18 protein-coding genes are annotated in these 21,554 nt (G+C 61.1%); 12 read left to right on the forward strand and 6 right to left on the reverse strand.

The window, feature by feature from the left end; all coding sequences use genetic code 11:
- The first annotated feature begins 281 nt into the window (after window positions 1-281).
- The 3 genes from H7847_RS11960 to H7847_RS11970 are packed head-to-tail and all read left to right on the forward strand — an operon-like array spanning window position 282 to window position 4,361.
- Window positions 282-1,901: a hypothetical protein gene (locus tag H7847_RS11960; RefSeq protein ID WP_227269714.1), complete on the forward strand. Its 1,620-nt coding sequence runs from the start codon at window positions 282-284 to the stop codon at window positions 1,899-1,901.
- A complete protein-coding gene (locus H7847_RS11965) occupies window positions 1,894-2,955 on the forward strand; it encodes a phosphatase PAP2 family protein (protein WP_227269715.1) in 1,062 nt (353 codons plus the stop codon). Before H7847_RS11960 ends, H7847_RS11965 begins: the two co-directional genes overlap by 8 nt.
- A gap of 2 nt (window positions 2,956-2,957) precedes the next feature.
- The gene (locus H7847_RS11970; RefSeq protein WP_227269716.1) at window positions 2,958-4,361 is read left to right on the forward strand and encodes a S8 family serine peptidase; all 1,404 of its coding nucleotides are present in this window, start codon (window positions 2,958-2,960) and stop codon (window positions 4,359-4,361) included.
- Here H7847_RS11970 and H7847_RS11975 read toward each other — a convergent pair.
- From H7847_RS11975 to H7847_RS11995, 5 genes are all read right to left on the reverse strand, one after another.
- Window positions 4,358-4,660 carry a hypothetical protein gene (locus H7847_RS11975; RefSeq protein ID WP_227269717.1) on the reverse strand — a complete coding sequence of 101 codons (303 nt, stop codon included), beginning with the start codon at window positions 4,658-4,660 and terminating at the stop codon, window positions 4,358-4,360. The two genes, H7847_RS11970 and H7847_RS11975, sit on opposite strands and share 4 nt — an antisense overlap.
- Window positions 4,661-4,738: 78 nt before the next feature.
- A complete protein-coding gene (locus H7847_RS11980; protein WP_227269718.1) occupies window positions 4,739-6,706 on the reverse strand; it encodes a vanadium-dependent haloperoxidase in 1,968 nt (655 codons plus the stop codon).
- A gap of 24 nt (window positions 6,707-6,730) precedes the next feature.
- Window positions 6,731-7,240, reverse strand: a complete 510-nt coding sequence (locus tag H7847_RS11985) for a hypothetical protein (RefSeq protein WP_227269719.1) — start codon at window positions 7,238-7,240, stop codon at window positions 6,731-6,733.
- 352 nt (window positions 7,241-7,592) lie between these two features.
- A complete protein-coding gene (locus H7847_RS11990) occupies window positions 7,593-9,998 on the reverse strand; it encodes a YbcC family protein (RefSeq protein ID WP_227269720.1) in 2,406 nt (801 codons plus the stop codon).
- Between the two features lie 22 nt (window positions 9,999-10,020).
- On the reverse strand, window positions 10,021-11,580 hold the full coding sequence (locus H7847_RS11995; protein WP_227269721.1) for a proton-conducting transporter transmembrane domain-containing protein: 1,560 nt from the start codon (window positions 11,578-11,580) through the stop codon (window positions 10,021-10,023).
- Window positions 11,581-12,101: 521 nt separating this feature from the next.
- On the opposite strand from H7847_RS11995, the gene H7847_RS12000 reads away from it, so the two are divergent.
- The 9 genes from H7847_RS12000 to H7847_RS12040 all read left to right on the forward strand — a co-directional run bounded on the left by H7847_RS12000 (window position 12,102) and on the right by H7847_RS12040 (window position 20,473).
- Window positions 12,102-12,422: a hypothetical protein gene (locus tag H7847_RS12000; RefSeq protein ID WP_227269722.1), complete on the forward strand. Its 321-nt coding sequence runs from the start codon at window positions 12,102-12,104 to the stop codon at window positions 12,420-12,422.
- 90 nt (window positions 12,423-12,512) lie between these two features.
- Window positions 12,513-13,115, forward strand: a complete 603-nt coding sequence (locus tag H7847_RS12005) for a Rieske 2Fe-2S domain-containing protein (RefSeq protein ID WP_227269723.1) — start codon at window positions 12,513-12,515, stop codon at window positions 13,113-13,115.
- Window positions 13,108-13,944 (forward strand): aromatic ring-hydroxylating oxygenase subunit alpha, encoded by an 837-nt coding sequence (locus H7847_RS12010; protein ID WP_227269724.1) that lies wholly within the window; start codon window positions 13,108-13,110, stop codon window positions 13,942-13,944. The genes H7847_RS12005 and H7847_RS12010 overlap by 8 nt, the downstream gene beginning before the upstream one ends.
- The gene (locus H7847_RS12015; RefSeq protein WP_227269725.1) at window positions 13,941-14,552 is read left to right on the forward strand and encodes a glutathione S-transferase family protein; all 612 of its coding nucleotides are present in this window, start codon (window positions 13,941-13,943) and stop codon (window positions 14,550-14,552) included. The genes H7847_RS12010 and H7847_RS12015 overlap by 4 nt, the downstream gene beginning before the upstream one ends.
- A complete protein-coding gene (locus H7847_RS12020) occupies window positions 14,549-15,934 on the forward strand; it encodes an amidohydrolase (protein ID WP_227269726.1) in 1,386 nt (461 codons plus the stop codon). The genes H7847_RS12015 and H7847_RS12020 overlap by 4 nt, the downstream gene beginning before the upstream one ends.
- Window positions 15,935-17,029 carry a BMP family ABC transporter substrate-binding protein gene (locus H7847_RS12025; RefSeq protein ID WP_227269727.1) on the forward strand — a complete coding sequence of 365 codons (1,095 nt, stop codon included), beginning with the start codon at window positions 15,935-15,937 and terminating at the stop codon, window positions 17,027-17,029.
- Window positions 17,026-18,525 (forward strand): ABC transporter ATP-binding protein, encoded by a 1,500-nt coding sequence (locus tag H7847_RS12030; protein WP_227269728.1) that lies wholly within the window; start codon window positions 17,026-17,028, stop codon window positions 18,523-18,525. Before H7847_RS12025 ends, H7847_RS12030 begins: the two co-directional genes overlap by 4 nt.
- Entirely contained in the window at window positions 18,522-19,592 is a 1,071-nt protein-coding gene (locus tag H7847_RS12035) for an ABC transporter permease (protein WP_227269729.1), read from the forward strand. Before H7847_RS12030 ends, H7847_RS12035 begins: the two co-directional genes overlap by 4 nt.
- Window positions 19,589-20,473: an ABC transporter permease gene (locus tag H7847_RS12040; protein ID WP_227269730.1), complete on the forward strand. Its 885-nt coding sequence runs from the start codon at window positions 19,589-19,591 to the stop codon at window positions 20,471-20,473. The genes H7847_RS12035 and H7847_RS12040 overlap by 4 nt, the downstream gene beginning before the upstream one ends.
- A 297-nt stretch (window positions 20,474-20,770) precedes the next feature.
- Here the strand turns inward: H7847_RS12040 and H7847_RS12045 are convergent, their stop codons facing one another.
- Window positions 20,771-21,382, reverse strand: a complete 612-nt coding sequence (locus tag H7847_RS12045; protein WP_227269731.1) for an antibiotic biosynthesis monooxygenase family protein — start codon at window positions 21,380-21,382, stop codon at window positions 20,771-20,773.
- Window positions 21,383-21,554: the final 172 nt, after the last annotated feature.

Genomic DNA, 21,554 nt, shown 5'->3' on the forward strand with positions numbered 1-21,554 from the left:
GCAAAGAGTTGCCGATCTTGCGGGCCTCCCAGGGCGGCAACTGCAACTGGTTGATCTGTCTTGTTTAATCGTCCGCACCTCCGGCGGATTTTAGCTGCCGGCGCGCGACTGACAACACAGGAGTTTCCCTTACGTCAAAAACACGTTAACCTTCGGTTGCGTCGGCATTTTAATGGCGCGTTTTGTTTTTGACATTCTGTTTTTGTTTTACGCAATAGACGCGGTACACGCTTATGGACACACGGCCTGAATTTGAACTACGTCTTTTGGGAACCTTGGAATTGTTCTCTTCAGATGGTGAAAACCTGACACCAAGGCTCGAAAAATCCAAAGGTTTGCTGGCGTATCTTGCTGTGGCAGAAGGGCGCGCAGTGGCCCGGACGGTATTGCAGGCGCTGCTATGGAGCGACCGAGGCGAGATACAGGCCCGCGAAAGCCTCAAGAAAGGGCTGAAAGATCTGCGGCGCAGTTTTGGGACGCGGGCGGGGGACGTCCTGATTGCTCAGAACGGGACCCTTCGGCTGGATCTGTCACGGCTGCGCGTTGATCTGTTTGCCGAGGCATTCTCCCAGCAATCGCTTTACACACCGGTCTTTCTCGACGGCATCAATATCCGCGACGAGTGTTTCGAAGAGTGGCTGCGCATGACCCGCGCCCGCTTGAGTGACCGCCCAAAGGTACCCGCCGTCACGGCGCCAACCGCAGCTGCTGAGGAGCCGCCACGCCCCAACCTGCATCGCATCGGGATAGGCTTTCTGGAGACCACGCCGCCGTCTTGCAAGGTCGCAGGCGCGCTGGCGTTCAGGCTGCGGCAGGCCTTGCAGCAAAAGTTCACGCAGAGCGGTTTTTTCGATGTGCACGATTACGCAATCGGCCAAAGCGATATTGGCGGCACGCCGCGGGTCTCTGATCTGATGTTCCGCGTTGACTGTCAGCAGATCGGGCATGAATTCAGCCTTGCGCCCAACCTTTTTGATGTGGCCGGCCGGCGGCTCCTGTGGTCGGACGCACTGAGTTTTGATGGTCGCACGGTCACGCTGGACGATGCGCAAATCTACGCAAATCAGGTCTTTGACCAGCTCTGCGAACGGATTTTCAAATGTGGTGCATTGCAGTCAGACGCCCATCTTGCGGCCCGCCATGCCTTTGTGGCCATCGACCATATCTTTCGGCTGTCGCGCACCGATCTGACCGCGGCTGAGCGCGCGTTGAACCAGGCGATAGATTGTGTCGAGGGGGCTACGTTTTATGCTTGGCAGGCCTTTCTTTCGGCGTTTCAGGTTGAAAAGATGGGGCGCGTGAACTCGCCTGATATTCTCGAAAAGGCGCATTTCTATGTCAAACGCGCCTTGGAGCTTGACCGTCACAACCCGTTGGTTGTGGCTCTTGTCGCGCATATTCAGAGCTTTGTCCTGCGCGAACGCGAGCAGGCGGTGGAGCTGCTGCGGGGCTGGGACAAGCGGGGGCCGACCAACCCGATGCTGTCGGACACGCTGGCGATGCTGAATTTCTACGAGGGCCGTTTCGCGCAGGCCGAAATCCATGCGCGGCAGGCTTGCCGGTTGGGGGCGAACAACCCGTTCCGCTACAGTTTCACCACATCGCTCGCGATGAGCCAGTTGATGCAAAAGGACTATGCACGCGCGGCCAGAACATCGCAGCGTGCCCTCGCCCAGCATCCTTTCGCAACCGGGCACCGGTATGAGCCGACGCTGCGCACCCTTGCTGCGGCCTGCAGCTTTTCGGACCGCAAAGCGGAAGGACGCAGCGCGCTCGAGACACTCAATGCCCAAAGCGGGCAAGACACCCTGGCGGTGTTGCAGTCGGGGTCTGACACACCCTTTCCCAATACCGACGTTCTGACGGTCGTGCGCAGTGGTTTGGAGGGGCTTTATGCCTGAATACGTCATTGAAAACGTCATGATGACGCCCGAGGGTGATCTGATCCCACCTGATTGCGAACTGACCCCGATCAATACCGAAAACTTCACGCCGGACGATGAGCAAGCCTTCGTGGAGACCCTGCGGGTCAACCTTGAGCCGGTACAAAGGGTATTGGAGTCCTACAACAGCAAGGAGATCTGCCTCGACAGGGTTTTTGAGGCGCTGACCCCGCTGGTCACCGAGAGCTTTGAGGTCAGAAGCCTGACCGCCGCGCGGACCCGGGCCAGCTTTAGTTTCGGGGCTTTTTCGAAATCGAAAAGCAAGTCCAAGTCAAAATCGAAGAGCAAGTCGAAGTCGAAAAGTAAATCAAAGGGTACGGTTAACGTCACCGGCGCCGCTGACATCATATCGACCAGCAATGCGGTCTGGGAGGAACTGCGCGAGCTCACCTTCATCATCATTGACAAACCGGATCGCCCCGCCGCGCTGCCGTGGGAGAGCCTCGCGCTGCCGCCGCCGCCGGGCGTGCGCCATACGGTGGAGGAGATTGCGGAAATCCTCCGGCAGGAGATCGCGCTTTACGACGATGAACCCCGCAAACGCGAGATCGTGGATCAGGTGTCCTCGGCGGACATCACCGAAGTACTGCGTCCTTTGGGGATTTCAGACCCCACAGAGGCTCCGCATACGGTCGCGCTCATCGAAACCGTCATCGATATCGCAGAGCGGGTCGGGCTGCTTTACAAGGACAAATTCGCCCGTCTGCGTCCGAACCTCTTTGACCCGGGGCTGCGGCCCTACCTCGATAATCCACCGCATGATGCCTATCCCTCCAACCACAGCTTTCAGCTTTTCTCGGTGGCGGAGATGATGACGCGGCTCTTGCCGGAAAACCCCTCCACCACCGAGCTGTTTTTCGTGGCCCAGCGGGTGGCGGAGAACCGCGAGGCGGCGGGCCTGCATTATCCCTCTGACAGCTTTGCCGGGCGCGAGCTGGCACGGCTCTTTTCGCCGTATCTTTTTGTGGCCTGCCGCAGGCTGATGCGCGCGGCTCTCAACGAGTGGGTGTAGCCATGTCCAACGATCCGATTTTCCCAGGTATCCCGAACTTCAACACGCAAGCCAGCCCACTGGACGAGGCGTCGATCTTTTGGCATCTGGATGCGATTGGCGTTTTGAACAACAACAACGATGGCACGTTTGATGCCCCGCAATGGCCGGATCAGGGGGATGCCCCCGCCAATCCCGCAACCGTCGCGATCATCGATACAGGTATCGACACCGGCCACCCGAACCTCGAAGGCGCCATTGACCCCGGCACCGAGATCGATTTTGCAACCCGTCTGTTGGGCGCGCGCTATCAGGGCGCACCCGCCGGTATTCCGAACACGCCGGCGCAAAAGGCCGAGCTTTCGGCGCTCTTTGCAGCCGACCCGGCGATGCAGGCCGAATTTGACACCCTCTATGACAGGCTTGTCGTTGATCCGGTGGAGGTTCTGCCGGTGGATGATCCGTCGCGCTATTTCGGCGCGCATGGCACCGCCTGCGCGGGTCTTGTGGGGGGGCGGCCCAAGCTCGTGCCGCAAGAGGGGATCTTGCAATACTACGGGGCCAATCCCTTTTGCAGGATCGTGCCGATCACCACCCCCTACAGCCACGAGATCCGGCCCATGATCCACGCGCTGATCTATGCCTATCTACAAGGGGCCGAGGTCATCTATATCCCGCGCGGGATGCCCGACTACGACGCGCTGACGGACCGTGCCGCGCTCTCGCCCCGCAAAACGCGGATATTGAATGATCCGGTTACAATGGCAGCGCCGCTTGATACCGCCTATGTCCCCGTGGAGGGGGATCTGGCGGTCAAGGAAAGATTGCTGAAAGACAAAACGATCTTTGAGACGCTGCTGCAGGGCATCAGCACGATCCGCTATGTCGTGCTGGCGGCGGGCAATGACGGGCGGCCTGATGCGGTTTCCTACCCCGCCGCTGTCAGCGGTTTTGCCACCGATGCCATGCCGATTGTGGTGACAGCGCAGAACGCCGCCGGGCTGCCGTCGTCCTATGCAAATGGTGCCGATTTCGCCGATGCGTTGCTCGATATGCCCAGCGATGACGGTTTTGCCATCGATCAGGAGCGTCTGGCCCTGAACCCAAGGGAGCGCGAGACGCGCGATTACAATTACCTTCCCCACCTTGGCGATCAGGAGACCTCGACCTTTTCCTACTGGGGGGTGCTGAGCCTCGATGTGCGGGGCAGCTACGGCTATGCCGTGGGGTTGCGGCCCGATCCCCCCGATCTGGATGACGACGAAGCGACCGAGGGGCTCTATACCATCTTTGGCGGGACATCCGCAGCCTCGGCGATTGCTGCGGGGCTGGTATCCTTGCTGGTCCAGAACGGAAAACTTGCGCCAACGCCGATAACGCTGGCGCAACTCAAGGCCGTGTTGGCGGCTGAAAGCCTGGGCCTTTAGTTCTGGGTGACAATCCCGGCGAGCGCCCCCAGTGCCCCGGCGTTGGCCGCAACCAGCAGGTCGGGGATGTCGATCTGGCCGTAGGAGAGCGTAATCGTCCCCGCCAGCGACACGATCAGCGTGGCGCCAAGCGCCCAGACGACCATGCGGTAGACCTGTGTGTTCGGCAGCTCATTGCGCATGACCTGTTCGATGGCCCCCACGGGATCGTTCCTGACCTCTTCCAGAATGGTTTCGTCGGCACGCATCGCTTTCGATAATCCGCGAATGCTTTGAACTTTTGAAAGTGATTGGTCCATGAAAAATACCTCTCAAATAAGTCATCGTAAAAAGATCAGGGCCCCCGTACACTTGGGGACCCTGAAGTGGCGGAGCCTTTAAACGAGGCTACTGGTTACCTCTTCACCAAACTCCGCGATATTGCGGACCCACCACTCTTCGTATGGCATCTGGGTTCCATCCTTGTCTTCGATGGTGACCGTGACGCCAGAAACAAGACCGTCTCCATTGGTGCTGAGGACGATGATCTCGCCGTCAAACCCGGTCAGCGTCATGCTGACACATTCGGTATAGCCGAGCAGTTGCTCTTCGAGCATGCCGACGGCGATGCGTTCCCCCATCCGCAGACTGTCGTAATAGTCGGTGTAGTAATGCACCCCGGCCATATTGCGCCCGATGGAGATATTTGCCGCCAGCTTGTCCAGCTCCTGCGCGACGGTTGTGCGCGCGAAATCCGCCTGATCCGCTGCGGCGACCAGATTGCCCTCGGCGTCGGGGACGACAAACCCGTCCATCGACGTGCCCTCGGAAAGTTTCCAATCGGGATCGAAGAACGCCTTGAGGATCGTCACGCAGGCGCCCGCAACGGTCGCATGTCCTGCGCCGTAGGCGGCGTGCATGGGCGATCCTTCGCGGAAGGCCATGGGCAGCAGATAGGTGTATTCCGCCTTGATGGTGTCGCATTCGATGTCGTGATCCTCTGCGGCATTCATCTCGGCGATCCAGGTCAGCAGCATGGCGGGCTTTTGCGGATGGTACTTGCTGCCATGCCCCAGTTCCTTCAGCATCGCGTGCAGCTTGGCCTTTGCCATCTGGTCCATCGAGCCTGCGGCGTTATTCGCCACCTGTGTCAGACGCGCGGCCAGCACTTCCGGGCGGGCGCGGCGGTGCACCTGGAACTTCTGGCGGCGCACGGCGCGCAGGGCGCGGCTGGCAACCTCGGGCATGATGCTCAGAATGTGCGGCCCGCCAAAGGTTGCGAAGCCTTCACTGTTGTGGCCGCGTCTGCTCTCGATCGGAAAGCCGGGATCCATTTTCGGGCTGTTGCCCAGCAGGATCAGACAAGCGCTCAGATAGGCCTGATAGAGCTGGTCGAAATGCACATAGGTCGCCATGTCCCGCGGTGTCTTGATAAAGCGGGTGCCGACGAAATCGCCCTCTTCGGTTGCGGGGCGCGCGCCGCGCTGGATGGCGAGCCAGTCTGTCCAGCTGCGCATGAAGTCCAGACCTTCTGCAGCAAGATCAACACGCTGGTCGATGCTTTGCGCGCCATCCTCGATGTAGCCGTCTTCGGGCGTCCGCGTCTCGTCCTGGCGGCTCCCGGTCCCGAGCAGCATGAACTGAGACACAATCGGCCCCCGTTTTGCGCCTTCGGTCGATCCGCGGAACAGGCTTTTGACGGAGAAGGTGCGCTTTTCATCCCAGTTGGCTTCGCGGCGGCGCTGCTCATGTTCGGTCGGGGCATCCCCAAAGAACCAGATCGGATTGCCGTTGGGGTTGATCCACGAGAGTTTGCAAAGCTCATCCACCAGATGCTGAACGGTGGCGGGCGCGCCGGCATTGGGATGGCCTGCGGGCAGGGTAAAGCCGATCTCTGTGGCAGGATCCTGCAGGTCGGCAAAGGGAATGTCTCGGGTCAGCGCCATGGCGTAGACCATCGCCATCTCGGCACAAAGCTCACTGCTGCCCAGACGGGGTGCGGGGGCCATCGCAACAGCATCAGGGTCCGGTCCAAGGCCGGTGAAATAGTGACCGGCCAGCGGGCTTTCCCAGCGGCGCTGGCTCTGCGGCGCGGTAGGCACGGGGAAATCATATTTCGGCTCAACCAGGGCGTCGCGAAAGCTCTGATAATCCGCCCGCGCTGCCAGCCCATAGGCGTCATGGGGCAGGCCCTTGGTGAAATTCATCGGCTGCGACGTCATCTTGTCGTCCTCGCCGTTGGAGGGCACCGCGACGACTGGCCGGCGTGCCGCCAGCTTGGCCATTTCGATGCGCCGGCTATAGGCTTCTTGGCGTCTTTGCTCAGTGGCGCTGAGGTAGTGTTTTGAATCAGTTGACTTATTCATTATCTTTCCCTTGAAATTCAGATGTTAAAGGTACTCTTCGAGCCAAGGCACGCGACTGGCTGAATAGTGCCAGCTCTGACCTTGGGACGACCTTGGCGCGGGGTAGGGCACATCAATGAGAACCCTGGCACCGCTGTCGTTCGATCCGACCGTGTGGTGGTGCCGTCCGGCGGCCACCAACGCCAGTTCGTCTGCGGATCCGCACAGGTTCAGATACCCTTCCGCCGGGAAAAACTGGTCTTCACCGATAAATCCCGCCCCCTGCCTGCGCATGAACAGAAAGGTGGCCTCTGCGGTGCTCCCGGTGGCGTCGATCTGGACGCCAAAGAGCTTTTGGGTCGGTCTGAGCGTTGCAGGGGCAATGATGTCATCCACCCCGGCAGCGACGCCTGTATGTGCAAGCGAGATGTAGCGCCCCGCTTGTCCGATCCGCTCTGCGATCAGCCATTCGCTTTTGACGAATGACGTTTCCCAGGGCTGGTCATATGGACCGATCCTGATGGTGCCCCGGACCGCAATCTTGAAAGCGCGCAATGGTTTACCTCCTTTACCAGATCACCTTACCGGATGTGGGGGGAACGGAGGGGGACCTGGGGAGGGAAAAGATCAGGAATTAAGGGGGAAATATTCCCAAAGCTTGAGGGTTACGGGGTTTTTGAGCGGACAAGGCTGCTGCTTTGAGCGCCCGACCGGGTGTTTTGTTCGACGAAGCGTGCCGGACCCGGTGCCGTGGCATCGGGTCAGGGGGAGCTGGCGACCGAAGGGTTTAAAATGCCCCCCGCCACATCCGCTTTGGTCCTCACCCTTCGGCAGGATGGACAAGCGCCGTTGAGCGGCGGTTGTCTGATTGCCTTGAGCGTTGCTGCGGCGCGCCGATCCGCCCCGCTCAGCCAGCTTCTTTCAGTTCAGGGTGCTGCCCGGCATCTTCCGTCATCGCGGACCAGTTCAGCTCCCCCTCATAGCGCCAGGCCATCTGTCCGCTTTCATCAAGGACGAAGAGATGCAGCCAGCGATTGTCAAACAGCGCCCGGACACCGTCGTGCCGTTTGAGAATATCGCTCATCGCCGCGCGCGGAGCTTCGATACAGACCGAGAGGCGCAGCGGGTCATGCGCGTAACCTTCGCCCTCATGTACGGATTGCCAGGGCAGACCGGCCCGCAGGATGCCCCCGTTCCCCTCGACCACGCCGATCCCGCCGGTGACATTGTGCAAGAGCTTGTTGCCTGCCCCAAAGGCCTGGGGTGCGACGGTTGACCCGTAGTATTGCAGGCTGATCCAGCTGGCCACCACCACGGGGGCCGTCATGATCAGCTCCAGCACGCCGAAATCCTTGTCCTGATGCCAGTCGTAGTCATGCAGGAAAGCGCGCCCGGCAAGGCTCTTGCCCGCCGTGCGCTGGCGGGGGGCGGCCACAAAGGCCTTGCAGCCCGCCAGCGCCCATTCGGGCCGCGTTTCGGCCCAGTCCCGGCTGCGCTGCGCGATATCCGCAGCACCCTCTGCCCGTGGCAACCGCAGGGCGCGTTCTGTGCGGGTCATCGCGCCAGCCTTGACGAACCAGTTCTCGGCCTGTTTCAGATCCGCCGTGTGATCCGCTGAGGGATGGTCGCTGGCGTAAAGCGTGATCGCATCGGTGGTGGTGTCATGCAGCGCACCGACGAAAAGCGTATCAGCGGGAATTGCGATGCCCCGCGTCCCCAGACCCTTGCGCACCTCGGCACTGTTCAAGAGGCCTGCCAGCAGCCGGGCGTTTACCTCGCCGGAATATCCGCCACAGGCCCCGCAATGCAATCCGCTGGCAAAGGGGTTGTTGACCACATTGCCACCATGCCCCGCCACGACAACCAGCCGGGCAAAGTTGTCGGTAAAGGACATGGCCCGCAGGATGGTTTCGGCCGCATCGGTCTGTGCCGCAAGATCAAGCGCTGGTTCTAATTGTGGGGCGGGATCCTCCGGTCGGTCGTTTGGCGCGATACTCAGCGCATCCCGCACCAGCTTGGCCGCATAGATGGGCCCGGTGGCCTCGACAAAAGCAAAGGAGGAGACCGCCGCCAGTTTGAACCGGCCCCAGGCGCGGCTGGCGCGGGCCTTGAACCGGGCGGTCTGATCCGCGTCCGGGTTATCCCCGTGCGCGGTCGACGTCACACCGGGATTGAGAAGGACCGGCAGGCGCAGTTCCTCCACGTCAGAGGCAAACCCCTTGTGCGATGCGGTCAGGCCGAAAAAGCCCGCAAAGCCCAGTGTCCGGATGTTCGGATCTACCGCTTCGAGCGCCCGCCGAAACACCTCTGAGCGGACATCAATGCAGAAGGCTGCCTGAAGGGCCGGGCGGGTTGGCTCGGCCTCGGAGGTCGGGGTGGCAAAGGTCCGGGCCAGATCCCGCTGCACCGCGCGTTCCCAGGCCTCCTGCAGGACAGCGTCGACCACAAGGTCCGTCTGGGGCGTCAGCGGGGCTGCATGGGCGTCTTTCACCGCCTCCCAGGCCTCGGCGATCTGGTCGTGGTACTGGGCAAGTATGGCCTCTTCCCACAAAAGCCGGACCGTCAGGAGATCGGTGAGTGTCTCATCGCCGCCGCCAGCCAGTTCCGCCTGCCAGAGATGATAGCGCGCAACCTGGGCCCAGCCGCCAAGGGAAAACAACAGCTGATGCAGATAGGTCTCAAGCGTCTGCGCGCGCAGCCCAAGCCGGCTTGAGGCCCGCGTTCGGGCCTCGCCAGCCGTATCAGGGGTTTCGCTGACAAACTGGGCAAATCCGCGCAGTCCTGCGATCTCCGGCGTGAGGTCGTGGGTCGCATACTGGCGCCAGGCATCATAGGCCCCGCGCCTGCGGGGGGCTGCCCAAAGCGCCTGACCCTGATCGAAGTACCCCGCGGCCCAGACCCCGAAGCGGTCCGCGATCATGCCGGGCCAGTCTATGCCGGAGGCTTCTGCCGCGAGATTGGCAATGGTGGGTTGCGCCGCAGGTGTGGCTGTGGCCTTGCCCGCCAGGCGTTTGAGGTCCGCGAGGGCCGGCAGGTCGGCTGCGCTCTGCGCTTCCAAGGCGGCGGCGATATCTGCATCCGCGATTGTGCCATCATCGATCCGGGTTTTGTACCAGGCCCGCGGCATCGTGACCGGCACACCACCCACCCGAGCCAGCCGGGCCCCGGCCTCGGTCAGCGTCTCGCCGGTTTGACCCAGAAACGGGTTCACCGCAACCGACGAGGCCAAAGGCCAGACCGGCGGGATCGCGCGGGCGGCTTCGTCAATGGCTTTGCCGAGGCGGGAGGGTGAAAGCTTTGAAGGGGTCTTCATGGAATATGTTCCTTTGCCGCGATTAGGAGTGATGCCTGCTGGACCAGCCGCGCAGCAGCTTGTCGAAGACGGCGTTGGCATAAAGCCCGTTGGACAGGTGAACGCGCAGGCCTGCCGCAGCGGGGTGGTAGGCCCAGAGCGGGAACATCGCCTGTGCGACCGCCACCAGACCGAAGCTCAGCAGGGCCAGCACGATCAACGCCCATTCCAGTGGTCCGGGGGCCGGTGTGGCGGGCAAGGTGCCCTGCATCAGTCCCTCGGCCCCGGTCTGGAGTGCAAAATAGCCCACTGCCGCCGCCACCGAATAGACTGCGGTGCGTTGCGTCAGCACCCGTGGCGCCGCGTCCGCCAGACCCTGCGCCAGCAGGTAGGCCACGCCAAAGATCAAGATCGCCCCCAATGCGACGGCCTGTGGGGATTTGTCTGCCACCCCAAAGAGAAACCCGACCACGGCATAAATCACCAGCGCGATCAGAAACGCGCGGCCCACGGCGACGCCATTGGGGATTGCCACCGGCCCCGGACGCCGGATCGTGGCCACGCCGTCCACCGCCATGCCGGAGGCCAGGAAAGCATGTGCCTTGTAAAGCGAATGCGCCACGATATGCAGCAGTGCGAGCGGAAAGAGCGCCAGACCGCATTGCAGAATCATGAACCCCATCTGCGCCACCGTCGACCAGGCCAGCGAGGTTTTCACGGCCGATTGGGTCAGCATCACCAGCCCGCCAAAGAGCGCCGTAAACCCGCCGACCATCACCAGAAGAGCCAGCACGGCGGGGGACAGCAGCATCACGTCTGCAAAGCGGATCAGCAGGAACCCTCCGGCGTTTATCACACCGGCGTGCAGCAGGGCGGAAACCGGGGTAGGCGTCTCCATCACTTCGGTCAGCCAGCCGTGCATCGGAAACTGGGCGGATTTCAGGATCGCCGCGATGGCCAGGGCGGCGGCGATCCACGCAGCCTCCGGACCGCTCGCTACAATTCGCGCCGCCGCCAGAATCTCCGAGATGTCGCCTGTGCCGTAGTGGACAAACAGGGTGAGCACCGCGATCATCAAGGCCGCATCCCCGAGCCGCGCGGTTACCCATTTCTTGCGCGCGGCTCTCTGCGCGGCCACACGTTCGGGATAATGCAGCAGGAGCTTGTGCAAAAGGATACTGGTTGCGATCCAGGCGCCGGCCAGTTGCAAAAGGTTCCCCGCGATCACCAGCAGCATGACAACGGCAAGGGTGGCACAAAGCCAGCCGGTGAACGCGCCCTGCTGGGCTTCACCGTCCATATAGGTGGCGGCAAATCGGATCACGACCCAGCCCACGAAGGACACCAGCAGCAGCATGACGGCACTGACCGCATCGAGTCGCGCGGAAAGCCCCATGCCGTTCAGACCCAGCAGCGGGCTGGTCGCAGGGCCGTGCGCCAGAAGCAGGACGCCCGACAGCCCAGCGACCGCGACCGCGACAAGCGCGGCCCTCTCGACCCATTTCAGGGGTTGCAGAGGGCGCATCTGTGGGCCGCGAAAGGCCAGCAGGGCCGCCAGAATGAGGACAGCCGGTGCGAGAAAGGACAGGAGAGCGATGGACACGGGGGCGGTTTCCTTCGGGCTGATTTGCTATTCCGGCAACCGGTACCATTTCATATGCATCTAAAAAAATTCATTTATTAGCTGCATCTGTTCAGTTTTGTGTATGAATAGACCTGCCGTCACACTTCACCGACTGCACGGCCTGTTGTCTTGCAAAGGACGGCAATGCAAAGACGAGGCTCCAGACTGCCGGGCCTGCTGAGGTCATCAAGGCTTTGGAACCGGGCGCTCAAGTCAGCTGCGCCGCAGCAGACGCAATCTCATGCTTCTCTCGTTGCTTCGCTTCTGGACCATCAACCAGATCGCCTGGGCACCGCGTGGCCAACCCATTGCTGAAGGTTCCAGCCGGTCGGCCAAATCACCGCCTGACCATCGGGCCGCCCCGTTCAGAAACCCTGCTCAAAAGTGGCCCATGGAAATGGGGCTGGACAAAGTGTATGTGGTTTGCAGGAGCGGTTTGGGAGCAAGTTGGATTTCGCTGGGTCTCTGCCACCTGCGAAAATCGGGAAAGATGTAACACTATGAATCCGATGCAAAGCCGGTCTGCGCAGAGTCACCGCGAAACCATTACTTTCAGGCTGCTCGGGCAGGTGGAAGCGGCTGATTTTTTCACCTGGATGGAGAGACACGCCGGCAAACTTGGCGTTGAATTCGACATGATCGAAGCGCTGCCACATCGCGTCAGCATTCGTGCAAGCGGCGCTGAAGAGATGGTTGACGCCTTTGCTTTGGCATGCAGCCTGGGCCCCCAAAGCGTCTGTGTTGAGGTGTTGCAGTTCATTGGCATGTCAGCCAATGCGCCGCGTGACGAAAAATCAGGCATTTCACGAAAAACCACGTAACCTTGAGTGGAAACTTGAGGCGGGCCATTGGGACGACTTGATTTTGCGCGGTGCGCCCTCCTAGAGTGCGTCCTGCGCGAAAGGGGTGCTGTGGACTGGATTGCTGTTGGATTGAGTGTGGATGTTCCTGCGGGTACTGTTGTGCCGCGCCGGGTAAATGACACCGATATGGCCATTTGGTGCAGTGCGGCGGGCAAGCTTCATGCCTGGGGTGATCGGTGCCCGCACCGCGGCATGCGGTTGTCGCATGGGTTCGTGCGCGGCGAAACGCTGTCTTGTATCTATCACGGCTGGCAATATGGCATGGACGGTACGTGCAGCTACATTCCGGCGCATCCGCAGCTTGAGCCGCCTAAAACGATCTGCGCCAGGAGTTATGCCTGCAACGAGCAGGACCAGATGATCTGGGTGGCTTTGGCGCCGACACAGGCAAAAACACCCGACGCCGAAGGACGCCGCCCGGTCCGGTCACTGGAGATCACCCTGCCGGTCGCCAAGGTGGCAGAAGGCTTGGGCCATCCAATGTCGTCTTTGATGGTGCTGGGTGGCGTTTATGACCTGGCCGTGGCGCTGCAGCCCAGCACGCAACACAGTTGTGTCCTGCACGCATTTGCAGGAGCGGACCAGGAGCGCAAACAGGTATCGCGGCATTTGGAAAAGATGCGAGCAGAACTGGAGAGCGCAGATGCGTGAAGCGGTTGACGACCATTGGTACCCGGTGGGGTTACTGTCGGGCCTGGAGGATACGCGCAAGACATTGCTGCTGGGCCGGGAGATTGCGGTGGGGCGCAACGGTGCCGGTGTCTTTGTCCGTGACGCTGCGGGCCGGGCGTTGCCCACGGTTGCACGGTTTGGCCATCTCTGGACAAGCCCCGGCCAGCCGACCCGCGATCTCTTCACGATCCCGGAGGCAGATACGCCGGGCCGGCAACTGGTTGATGTGGGGTCTGTCCGGGTGAAATGCTCCCCCTTGCGGGCTGTTGAGAACTTTCTCGACATTGCGCATTTCCCCTTTGTGCATACGGATATTCTTGGGGCGGAGCCGCATACCGAAGTTGAGCGTTATCAGGTGGATATCCGTGAGGAGGTGGATGAGGTCTGGGCCACGGAGGTGAAGTTTTTCCAGCCCCAGGCCGCCAGATCCGCCGAAGGTGGTATCAAGACAGAATACATGTACCGGGTGCCCGCCCCCACCTGTGCGGTGCTCTACAAGACCTGTCCACCGCGACCGGGGGAGTGGGACGTGATCACCCTCTTTGTCCAGCCCCTGACAGAGGAATGGTGCGAGGTCTGGCCTTGGATGGCGCTTTATGATGACCAGTCCACCATGGCTGAGATGGTCAGTTTTCAGCAGATGATCTTCATGCAGGATCGCTCGATCCTGGAAAACCAGATCCCGCGCAAACTGCCGCTCGATCCGGGCATGGAGGTGCCGACCCAGGCGGATATGACATCGGTCGCGTATCGGCGCTGGCTCAAGCGGATCGGCTACACCTATGGGGCGCAACTGGTAGCCGCATGATCCTCTACGACTATATTCTCAGCGCCAGTTGTTACCAGGTGCGCTTGATGGCGGCGCTTCTCGGGCAGCCCCTCACAACGCGGGCGGTGAACTTTCACCCCGCAAAAGAGCATAAATCGCCTGAGATGCTCAAACTGAACCCGAAGGGAACGCTTCCGGTCCTGCAAGACGGCGATCTGGTGCTGACCGAGAGCGCTGAAATCCTGCGCTATCTGACCAGGGATACGCCGGACTGGCGCGGGCAGGACGAGGTGTGGTTGTCCTTTGCAGCGGCGCTGAACGGCAGTATCGGGACGGCCCGCCTGCACGATATCCTGAGCTACGATGCCGATATCGATGCGGTGCGCCGCGCTGGGGTGCAGCACCTGCGCCAGCTTGAGGCGCATCTGGTTGAGCAACGGTTTGACGGGATGATCTTTCTGACCGGTCACACGCCGACCATTGCCGATATTGCCTGTTTCCCGACCACGGCTCTTGCGCCGGATGGCGGTGTCAGCCTCGATGTATATCCCTCCATCCGCCTGTGGATGCGGGCGATCCGCTCGCTGCCCGGATTTATCGAAATGCCTGGCATCCATCGCCTGCATGAGTTGGAGGCGGCCCCATGACGGCGCTTTTGCTCCGGAACTGCGACGCGATTGTGACCTCCGCCTCCGATCCGGTTCTGCACGGCCAGGATATTCTGTGCGACAACGGGGCGATCACGGCCATCGGGCCAGATCTTGACCGCGATATCCCGGCGGGCACCGACATCATCAGCGGGGCGGGCCTTTTCATCTATCCCGGTCTGGTGAACACCCACCACCATTTCTTTCAATGCTTCGTGCGCAACCGCGCCGAGCTGGACTGGACCCGCTACAGCGTCATTGAATGGCTGGACCGGATCTATCCGGTTTTCTCGCGCTTGACCGAAGAGTGCTTCTATCACTCCTCCATTGTTGCGATGGCCGAGCTGATCAAGCACGGCTGCACCACCGCCTTCGATCATCAGTATTGCTTTCCAAAACACGCAGGCTCGCGCATCATCGACCGTCAGTTCGAGGCGGCGGAGCTGATGGGGATGCGCTTTCATGCCGGGCGCGGTGGCAACACCCTGCCCAGATCCGAGGGCAGCACGATCCCCGACGCGATGCTGGAGACCACGGATGCCTTCATCGCCGACTGTGCCCGCGTGATCGAAGCTTACCACGATCCAGACCCGCTTGCGATGCGCCAGGTCGCCGTCGCACCCTGCCAGCCGGTGAATTGCTACCGCGAGACCTTCGTGGAATCCGTTGCACTGGCCCGCGACAAGGGCGTGATTTTGCACAGCCATGTGGGCGAGGGCGAAAGCCCGGTGATCGCGCAGGTCCATGGGATGCGCACGGTCGACTATTGTGAAAGCCTTGGTTTTGCGGGCCCCGACACGTTCTATGCCCATGGCTGGGAATTGACGCATGATGAGCTGAGGAAAATGGCGGCCTCCGGCACCGGTGTGTCCCATTGTTCTGAGCCCGTCTATCTGGTCGGTGCGGAGGTCACGGATATCCCCGCGATGGACGCGCTTGGGGTGCGCCTGGGGTTGGGATGTGATGGCGCGGCCTCCAACGACAATTCCAACCTGATGCACTGCGTGCATTCGTCCTACATGCTGCAATGTTTGGCGGCCCGCACGCGTGATGATCCCGTGCCTGCACCTGCCGCGTTCCTGTCTTACGCGACCGAAGGCGGCGCATCTTTGCTGGGCCGCACGGATATCGGTGCGTTGCAGCCCGGCAGGGCGGCAGACCTCTTTGCCATCGACACGCGCAAGCTTGACTATGTCGGTACGCGGCATGACCCGATCAGCCTGATCGCCAAAGTGGGCATCGGCGCGGCTGTCGATCTGACCGTGATCAACGGGCGCATCGTCTGGCGCAACGGCGCCTTTCCGCATCTGGACGAGGGCGCGCTTTTTGCCGCCGCCGAAGACACACTTCACACCATACTGCCAAAAACAGGGGGACTCTAAATGTCACATACCGTTCAACGCCGCACGTTTCTGAAAGGATCGCTGGCCGCGACCACCGCCATCGCCTTGCCCATGCGGGCCATCGCCGACGATGTGCTGAAAATGGGTGTGGTGCTGCCATCCCCCGAAGCTGACGTGGGCTGGTCACACACCTTGATGGAAGGCGTACGCAGCGTGCAGGAGGCTTACGGCGACAAGATCGAAGTGACCGTGCTGGAAAACATTGCCGAAGGGCCAGATGCGGACCGGATCGCCAATGGGCTTGTGGCCGACGGGAACACCGTCCTGCTCCTGGGGTCGTTCGGCTATCAGAACGGCGGTATCCAGATTGCCAAGCGCCGGCGCGATATCTCGATCATTCACGCCTCGGGCTTCATGGTCGAGCCGAACTTTGCCCCGTTCACCGCCAAATACTGGCAGGGCACCTATCTGATGGGGATGGCGGCGGCCTCTCTTACCAAGACCAAGAAGCTCGGCTGCGTCGGGGCCTTTGCGATCCCGGAACTCATCACGTCGATCAATGCCTACATGCTGGGGGCGCAATCCGTCGACCCCGAGATCGAGATGAGTGTGGTTTGGGTCAACAGCTGGTTTGATCCGGCCTCTGAGCAAGAGGCGGCGAAAGCGCTGATTTCGCAAGGGGCCGATGTGATCTTTTCGAACGCGCAAGACACGCCGTCCGTGATCGCGGTGGCCGAAGAGGCGGGCGTTTACGCCTGGAACCTGAATTCGTCGATGAAGACATATGCGCCGTCCAAGTATCTGGGCGTTGTGGGCACCGACTGGGGACCACATTTCAAACGTCTGGTCGATGCTCATGTGGCCGGGGATTATCCGGGTGAAAACTTCTGGCTCGGGATGGAAGACGACATCGTCTTTACCGCAGACTGGAACCCGGACATTCCCGCCGATGTGGTCGCCCAGATCGAAGCGCGCCAGGCCGAGATCAAGGCCGGTACCTTCGATGTCTTTAAGGGACCGCTGACGGATCAATCGGGTTCAGTACGTGTGGCGGACGGTGTGACCATGACGGACGGCGAAATCCTCGGCATGGATTGGCATGTCGCGGGCGTGACAACGCCGCTCCCTTCATGAGAAAACAGGCCCTTTTGACCCTGTCGGGCGTCTCCAAACGCTACGGCACGGTTCAGGCCAACCAGGCGATCGACCTTGAGGTGAAATCGGGGTCGATCCACGCCATTCTGGGGGAGAATGGCGCCGGGAAATCCACCTTGATGAAGCTGATCTACGGGGTGGAGCATCCCGACGACGGCAGCATCGCGTGGAACGGTGCACCCGTACAATTGTCCCGCCCCTCCGACGCGCAAGCTTTGGGGATCGGCATGGTGTTTCAGCATTTTTCGTTGTTTGAGACGCTCAGCGTGGTTCAGAACGTGTCATTGATGGTGCCCGGCCGACCGGCTGAGATCGCGACAAAGATTGGCGATCTGGGGCGCAAGTTTGGACTGGTGGTGGACCCAGATGCGATGGTGCACACCCTGTCGGTCGGCGAACGGCAGCGGGTCGAAATCATCCGCTGCCTGCTGCTGAACCCCAAGCTTCTGATCCTCGATGAGCCCACATCGGTCCTGCCGCCGCAAAGTGTCAAACTGCTGTTTGAGACGTTGCGCAAGTTGCAGGCCGAGGGCACGGCGATCCTCTTTATCTCGCACAAGCTCGAAGAGATCCGCGCGCTCTGTGACGAGGCGACCGTCTTGCGCGATGGCAAGGTGACGGGCCGCGTGGACCCGCGGGCCCACAGCGCGCGCGACTTGGCGCAAATGATGATTGGTCGCGACATGCCGCATCTGGCGGTGTCAAACAGCGCGCAGCCTGGCGAGGTCCGATTGCGTTTGCACAATCTGAGCCATCCGCGCGCAACGCAGTTTGGTACGACACTCACAGACGTTAACCTGGACCTGCGCGCGGGTCAGGTCATTGGCATTGCGGGGATCTCTGGCAACGGCCAGCAAGAGCTGGCAGCTCTCATCTCGGGCGAGCTGCGCGCGCGTAAGCCTGAGATGGTCCAGATCATGGGGCAAGCGGTTGGCCGTCGCGGCCCGATGCATCGCCGCGCGCTTGGGTTCACCTTTGTGCCCGAAGAGCGGCTGGGGCGCGGGGCCGTGCCCGAGATGTCGTTGGCCGATAACAGCCTTTTGACGGCGCACGGGCAGGGCATGCTGCGGGGAGGGTTCATCAAGCGGCGGGTGGAGCAGAGCTTTACCCGCCGCTGTATGGAAGACTTCGATGTGCGCACCTCCGGCCCGGACGCGGAGGCCGGAGCGCTTTCTGGCGGCAACCTGCAAAAATTCATCCTGGGCCGCGAGATCATGCTGGCCCCCGACGTGATGCTGGTATCGCAGCCCACATGGGGGGTCGATATCGGGGCCGCCACAGCGATCCGGCGCCGTCTGATCGAGATGCGGGACAACGGCGCCGCGATCCTGGTGATTTCCGAAGAACTCGAAGAACTGTTCGAGATTTGCGACATCCTCCATGTCCTTCACGAAGGGCGGCTGTCCACCGGCCTGCCCGCCGCCGACACCACCGCCGAAGAGGTCGGGGCCTATATGATCGGGGCAAGGCTGTGAAGTTGCGCCTGGTCAGACGCGACGCCGCGTCTCGTCTGGCAATGTTCGGCGCGCCGGTGCTGGCGCTGATCCTCACCTGCCTGACCAGCCTGATCCTCTTTGCCCTCTTGGGCATCCCTGCGGGCAAGGCGCTGCATGCGCTTCTGCTCAAACCGTTCCTCAGTTGGTACAGCTTTTCCGAAGTGCTGCTGAAAATGGCCCCGCTGCTGCTGATTGCGCAGGGGCTGGCCATCGGGTTCCGCGCCAATGTGTTCAACATCGGCGCCGAGGGGCAATTCATCATCGGCGCGATTTGCGCCTCTGCCTTCCCGGTCTTTTACCCGGACGGAAATCTGCCCTTCATGCTGCCTGCCATGATTGTCGCAGGCGGGCTCGGCGGCATGGCCTACGCAGGGATCGCGGCGGGGTTGCGGACGCGGTACGGAGCCTCGGAAATCCTCGTGACGCTGATGCTGAGCCTGATCGCGGTCCAAATCCTGAACTACCTGCTACTGGGGCCGTGGAAAGACCCGCGGGGCTTCAATTTTCCGCAAACGGTGATGTTCCCGGGCAACGCGCTCCTGCCGCTCCTGTTCGAGAATGTCCGGCCGAATATCTCCCTGATCTTTGCGCTGCTTGCGAGCCTCTTTGCCTATCTGATGATGGAGCGGCACTTTCGGGGCTACCAGCTGCGCACAGCAGGCCTCGCGCCGAAAGCCGCGCTTTATGCGGGGTTCAGTGCGCCGCGCATGATCTGGCTCAGCCTGGCGCTCAGTGGGCTGGCAGCCGGGATCGCAGGGGCCAGCGAAGTTGCAGGGCCTTTGGGCCAGTTGCAACGATCTGTCGCCACCGGCTACGGTTATGCGGCAATCATCGTGGCCTATGTCGGCGGTTTGCGTCCCTTTGGTATTGTCGCCTCAAGTTTCCTGATCTCGGTGCTGTACATCGGCGGGGACAGTGCGACTGTCTCTGCAGGTCTGCCCGTCGCGGCGGTCGAGGTGTTCCAAGGTATGCTGCTGTCCTTCTATCTTCTCACCTTCACGTTGATCCGGTTCAGGGTACACCTTGACCGAGAGGCAACGGCATGAGCGCCGTTGAATTCCTGCTGGCCGGGACACTTGCTGCGGCCTTGCCTCTCCTGCTGGCGGCGTTGGGGGAAATGGTGGTGGAGAAGACGGGTCTGCTGAACCTCGGGCTGGAAGGGATGATGGCTGTCGGTGCGGCCATTGCCTTTATCTGTGTCTACCACACGGGTGCGCATGTTCTGGGGTTTATGGCCGCGGCCATCGTTAGCGCGATTCTGGCGATGGTCTTTGCCTTCCTCGTTATCTTGGTCAAGGCAAACCAGGTCGCGGCAGGTCTGGCGATTGGGGTTCTTGGGCTGGGGCTGTCCGCGCTTTTCGGCAAGACTTACGAAAGCCTGACCATTTCCGGGCTGCCGGAATACGGCCTGCCGCTCTTGTCGCATATCCCGCTGATTGGGCCGACCTTGTTGACACAGGATATTGTTGTCTGGTTAGCGGTCATCGGGACGATAGCGTTGTGGTATGTGCTCAACAAAACCAAGTTGGGGCTGATCATCACGGCGGTGGGCGAAAATGCCGAAGCGGCCCGCGCGATCGGCTATCCGGTGGCGGTGATACGGTGTGCTGCGGTGGCCTTTGGCGGCACGATGTGCGGATTGGCGGGGGCGTATGCGTCAACCGTTTACACTCCGCTTTGGGCCGATGGGATGATCGCCGGGCGTGGCTGGATTGCGTTGGCGTTGGTCGTGTTTGGCACCTGGCAAACCGGAAGGGTCGCCTTCGGAGCGCTTCTCTTTGGCATCTTGTCATTGGGAGAACTCACGGCACAGGCCATTGGCGTGGCCATCCCATCGCAGGTGCTTTCAAGCTTGCCGTATCTTGTCACGATCTTGATGCTTGTCGTGATTTCCCGCCATCAGTTCCGGGCCAGTAAGAGGCTTTGATTGCTGGATCACCTGTGCAAGAAGCCGGTTGCAGCAGAGGCCATCCATTCCATCAGCAATGGCCGGATCCAAGGCGACAACTGAGTATTTTTATCCAGGTAAGGGATTTGGAATTCTCGAAAGGAAATCCTGGGCTCTGTCGCTTTGGGGAGTGGCCGTCAGGCCAAGAGCCGCGGTGCGACCCCTTCATTCTGTAAACGGAAGGCGGTTTTCGACCGCCTGGTGTGCCCCTAAGAAACATCGCTGAGACCAGCCGTTTCGAGCCTCGAAAGGCCCTGGACAAGAAATGCATTGTTCTCAAGTGGCCGCTGACGGAAAGACCTGTGGCGCCTCGTCTCGCTGGAACATACCGTAGTCCCGAGAGACCAGGATAGACATCGCGTTTGTGACGTTCGGCGTTCGGCTTGCCTTCAAAACCACCGCGCTGCCTTCAGCCCGGCTGTCTGCCACCCTGACGCTGAGATACATATCCTCGAAATTGACGCTGCCAAATGCCTCACCCCCGTCCGGAAACGGGTCGCCTTTGGTTGCGACAATTGTCACGAAGCGATCAGCGCCAGAGGCGGTATCGCCATTCGCTTCGTCTCCGGAAAATGTCGTGATGGCTTCGTTTTCACGATAGTTCTGCAACACGCGAAAAACCCGAATCCGATAGTCCTTGAAATGCGTGTTCCGGCCTGCGACCTGGGATTTATGATGCTGCGCATCGCACCGCCATTTGGCAATCGACGCCTCATCCTGCCAATGTGAATGAGACAGAATGATGTTGGAACGGACCAAGGACTTGTAACGATCAATGAAAAGCAATCCGGTATGTGCGTCCAGCAAAGGGCGCAAACGGGCAGCATGGTCAAAGTAGTGATCCTCGTGACCGGCGCGCGGCTCGACCTCAAAAAGCAGTGCTTGCATGTTGCTTGCCTAGACGTGGCAGGTGGGGACAGTCAAGGCATTGCGATAGCTGCCCACGACTTGCGGCCCTGTCGCAAACGGCGCCGATTTCTGATTTTCTGAAAGGCTGCCTCTTGCGCGAACGGCCACTTGTCGCTGGGGCAGAAGCCGGGGTCCGGGACAGGACGCCTAC

The organism is Roseobacter weihaiensis, assembly GCF_020622345.1.
GTDB classification, from domain to species: Bacteria; Pseudomonadota; Alphaproteobacteria; order Rhodobacterales; family Rhodobacteraceae; genus Roseobacter; species Roseobacter weihaiensis.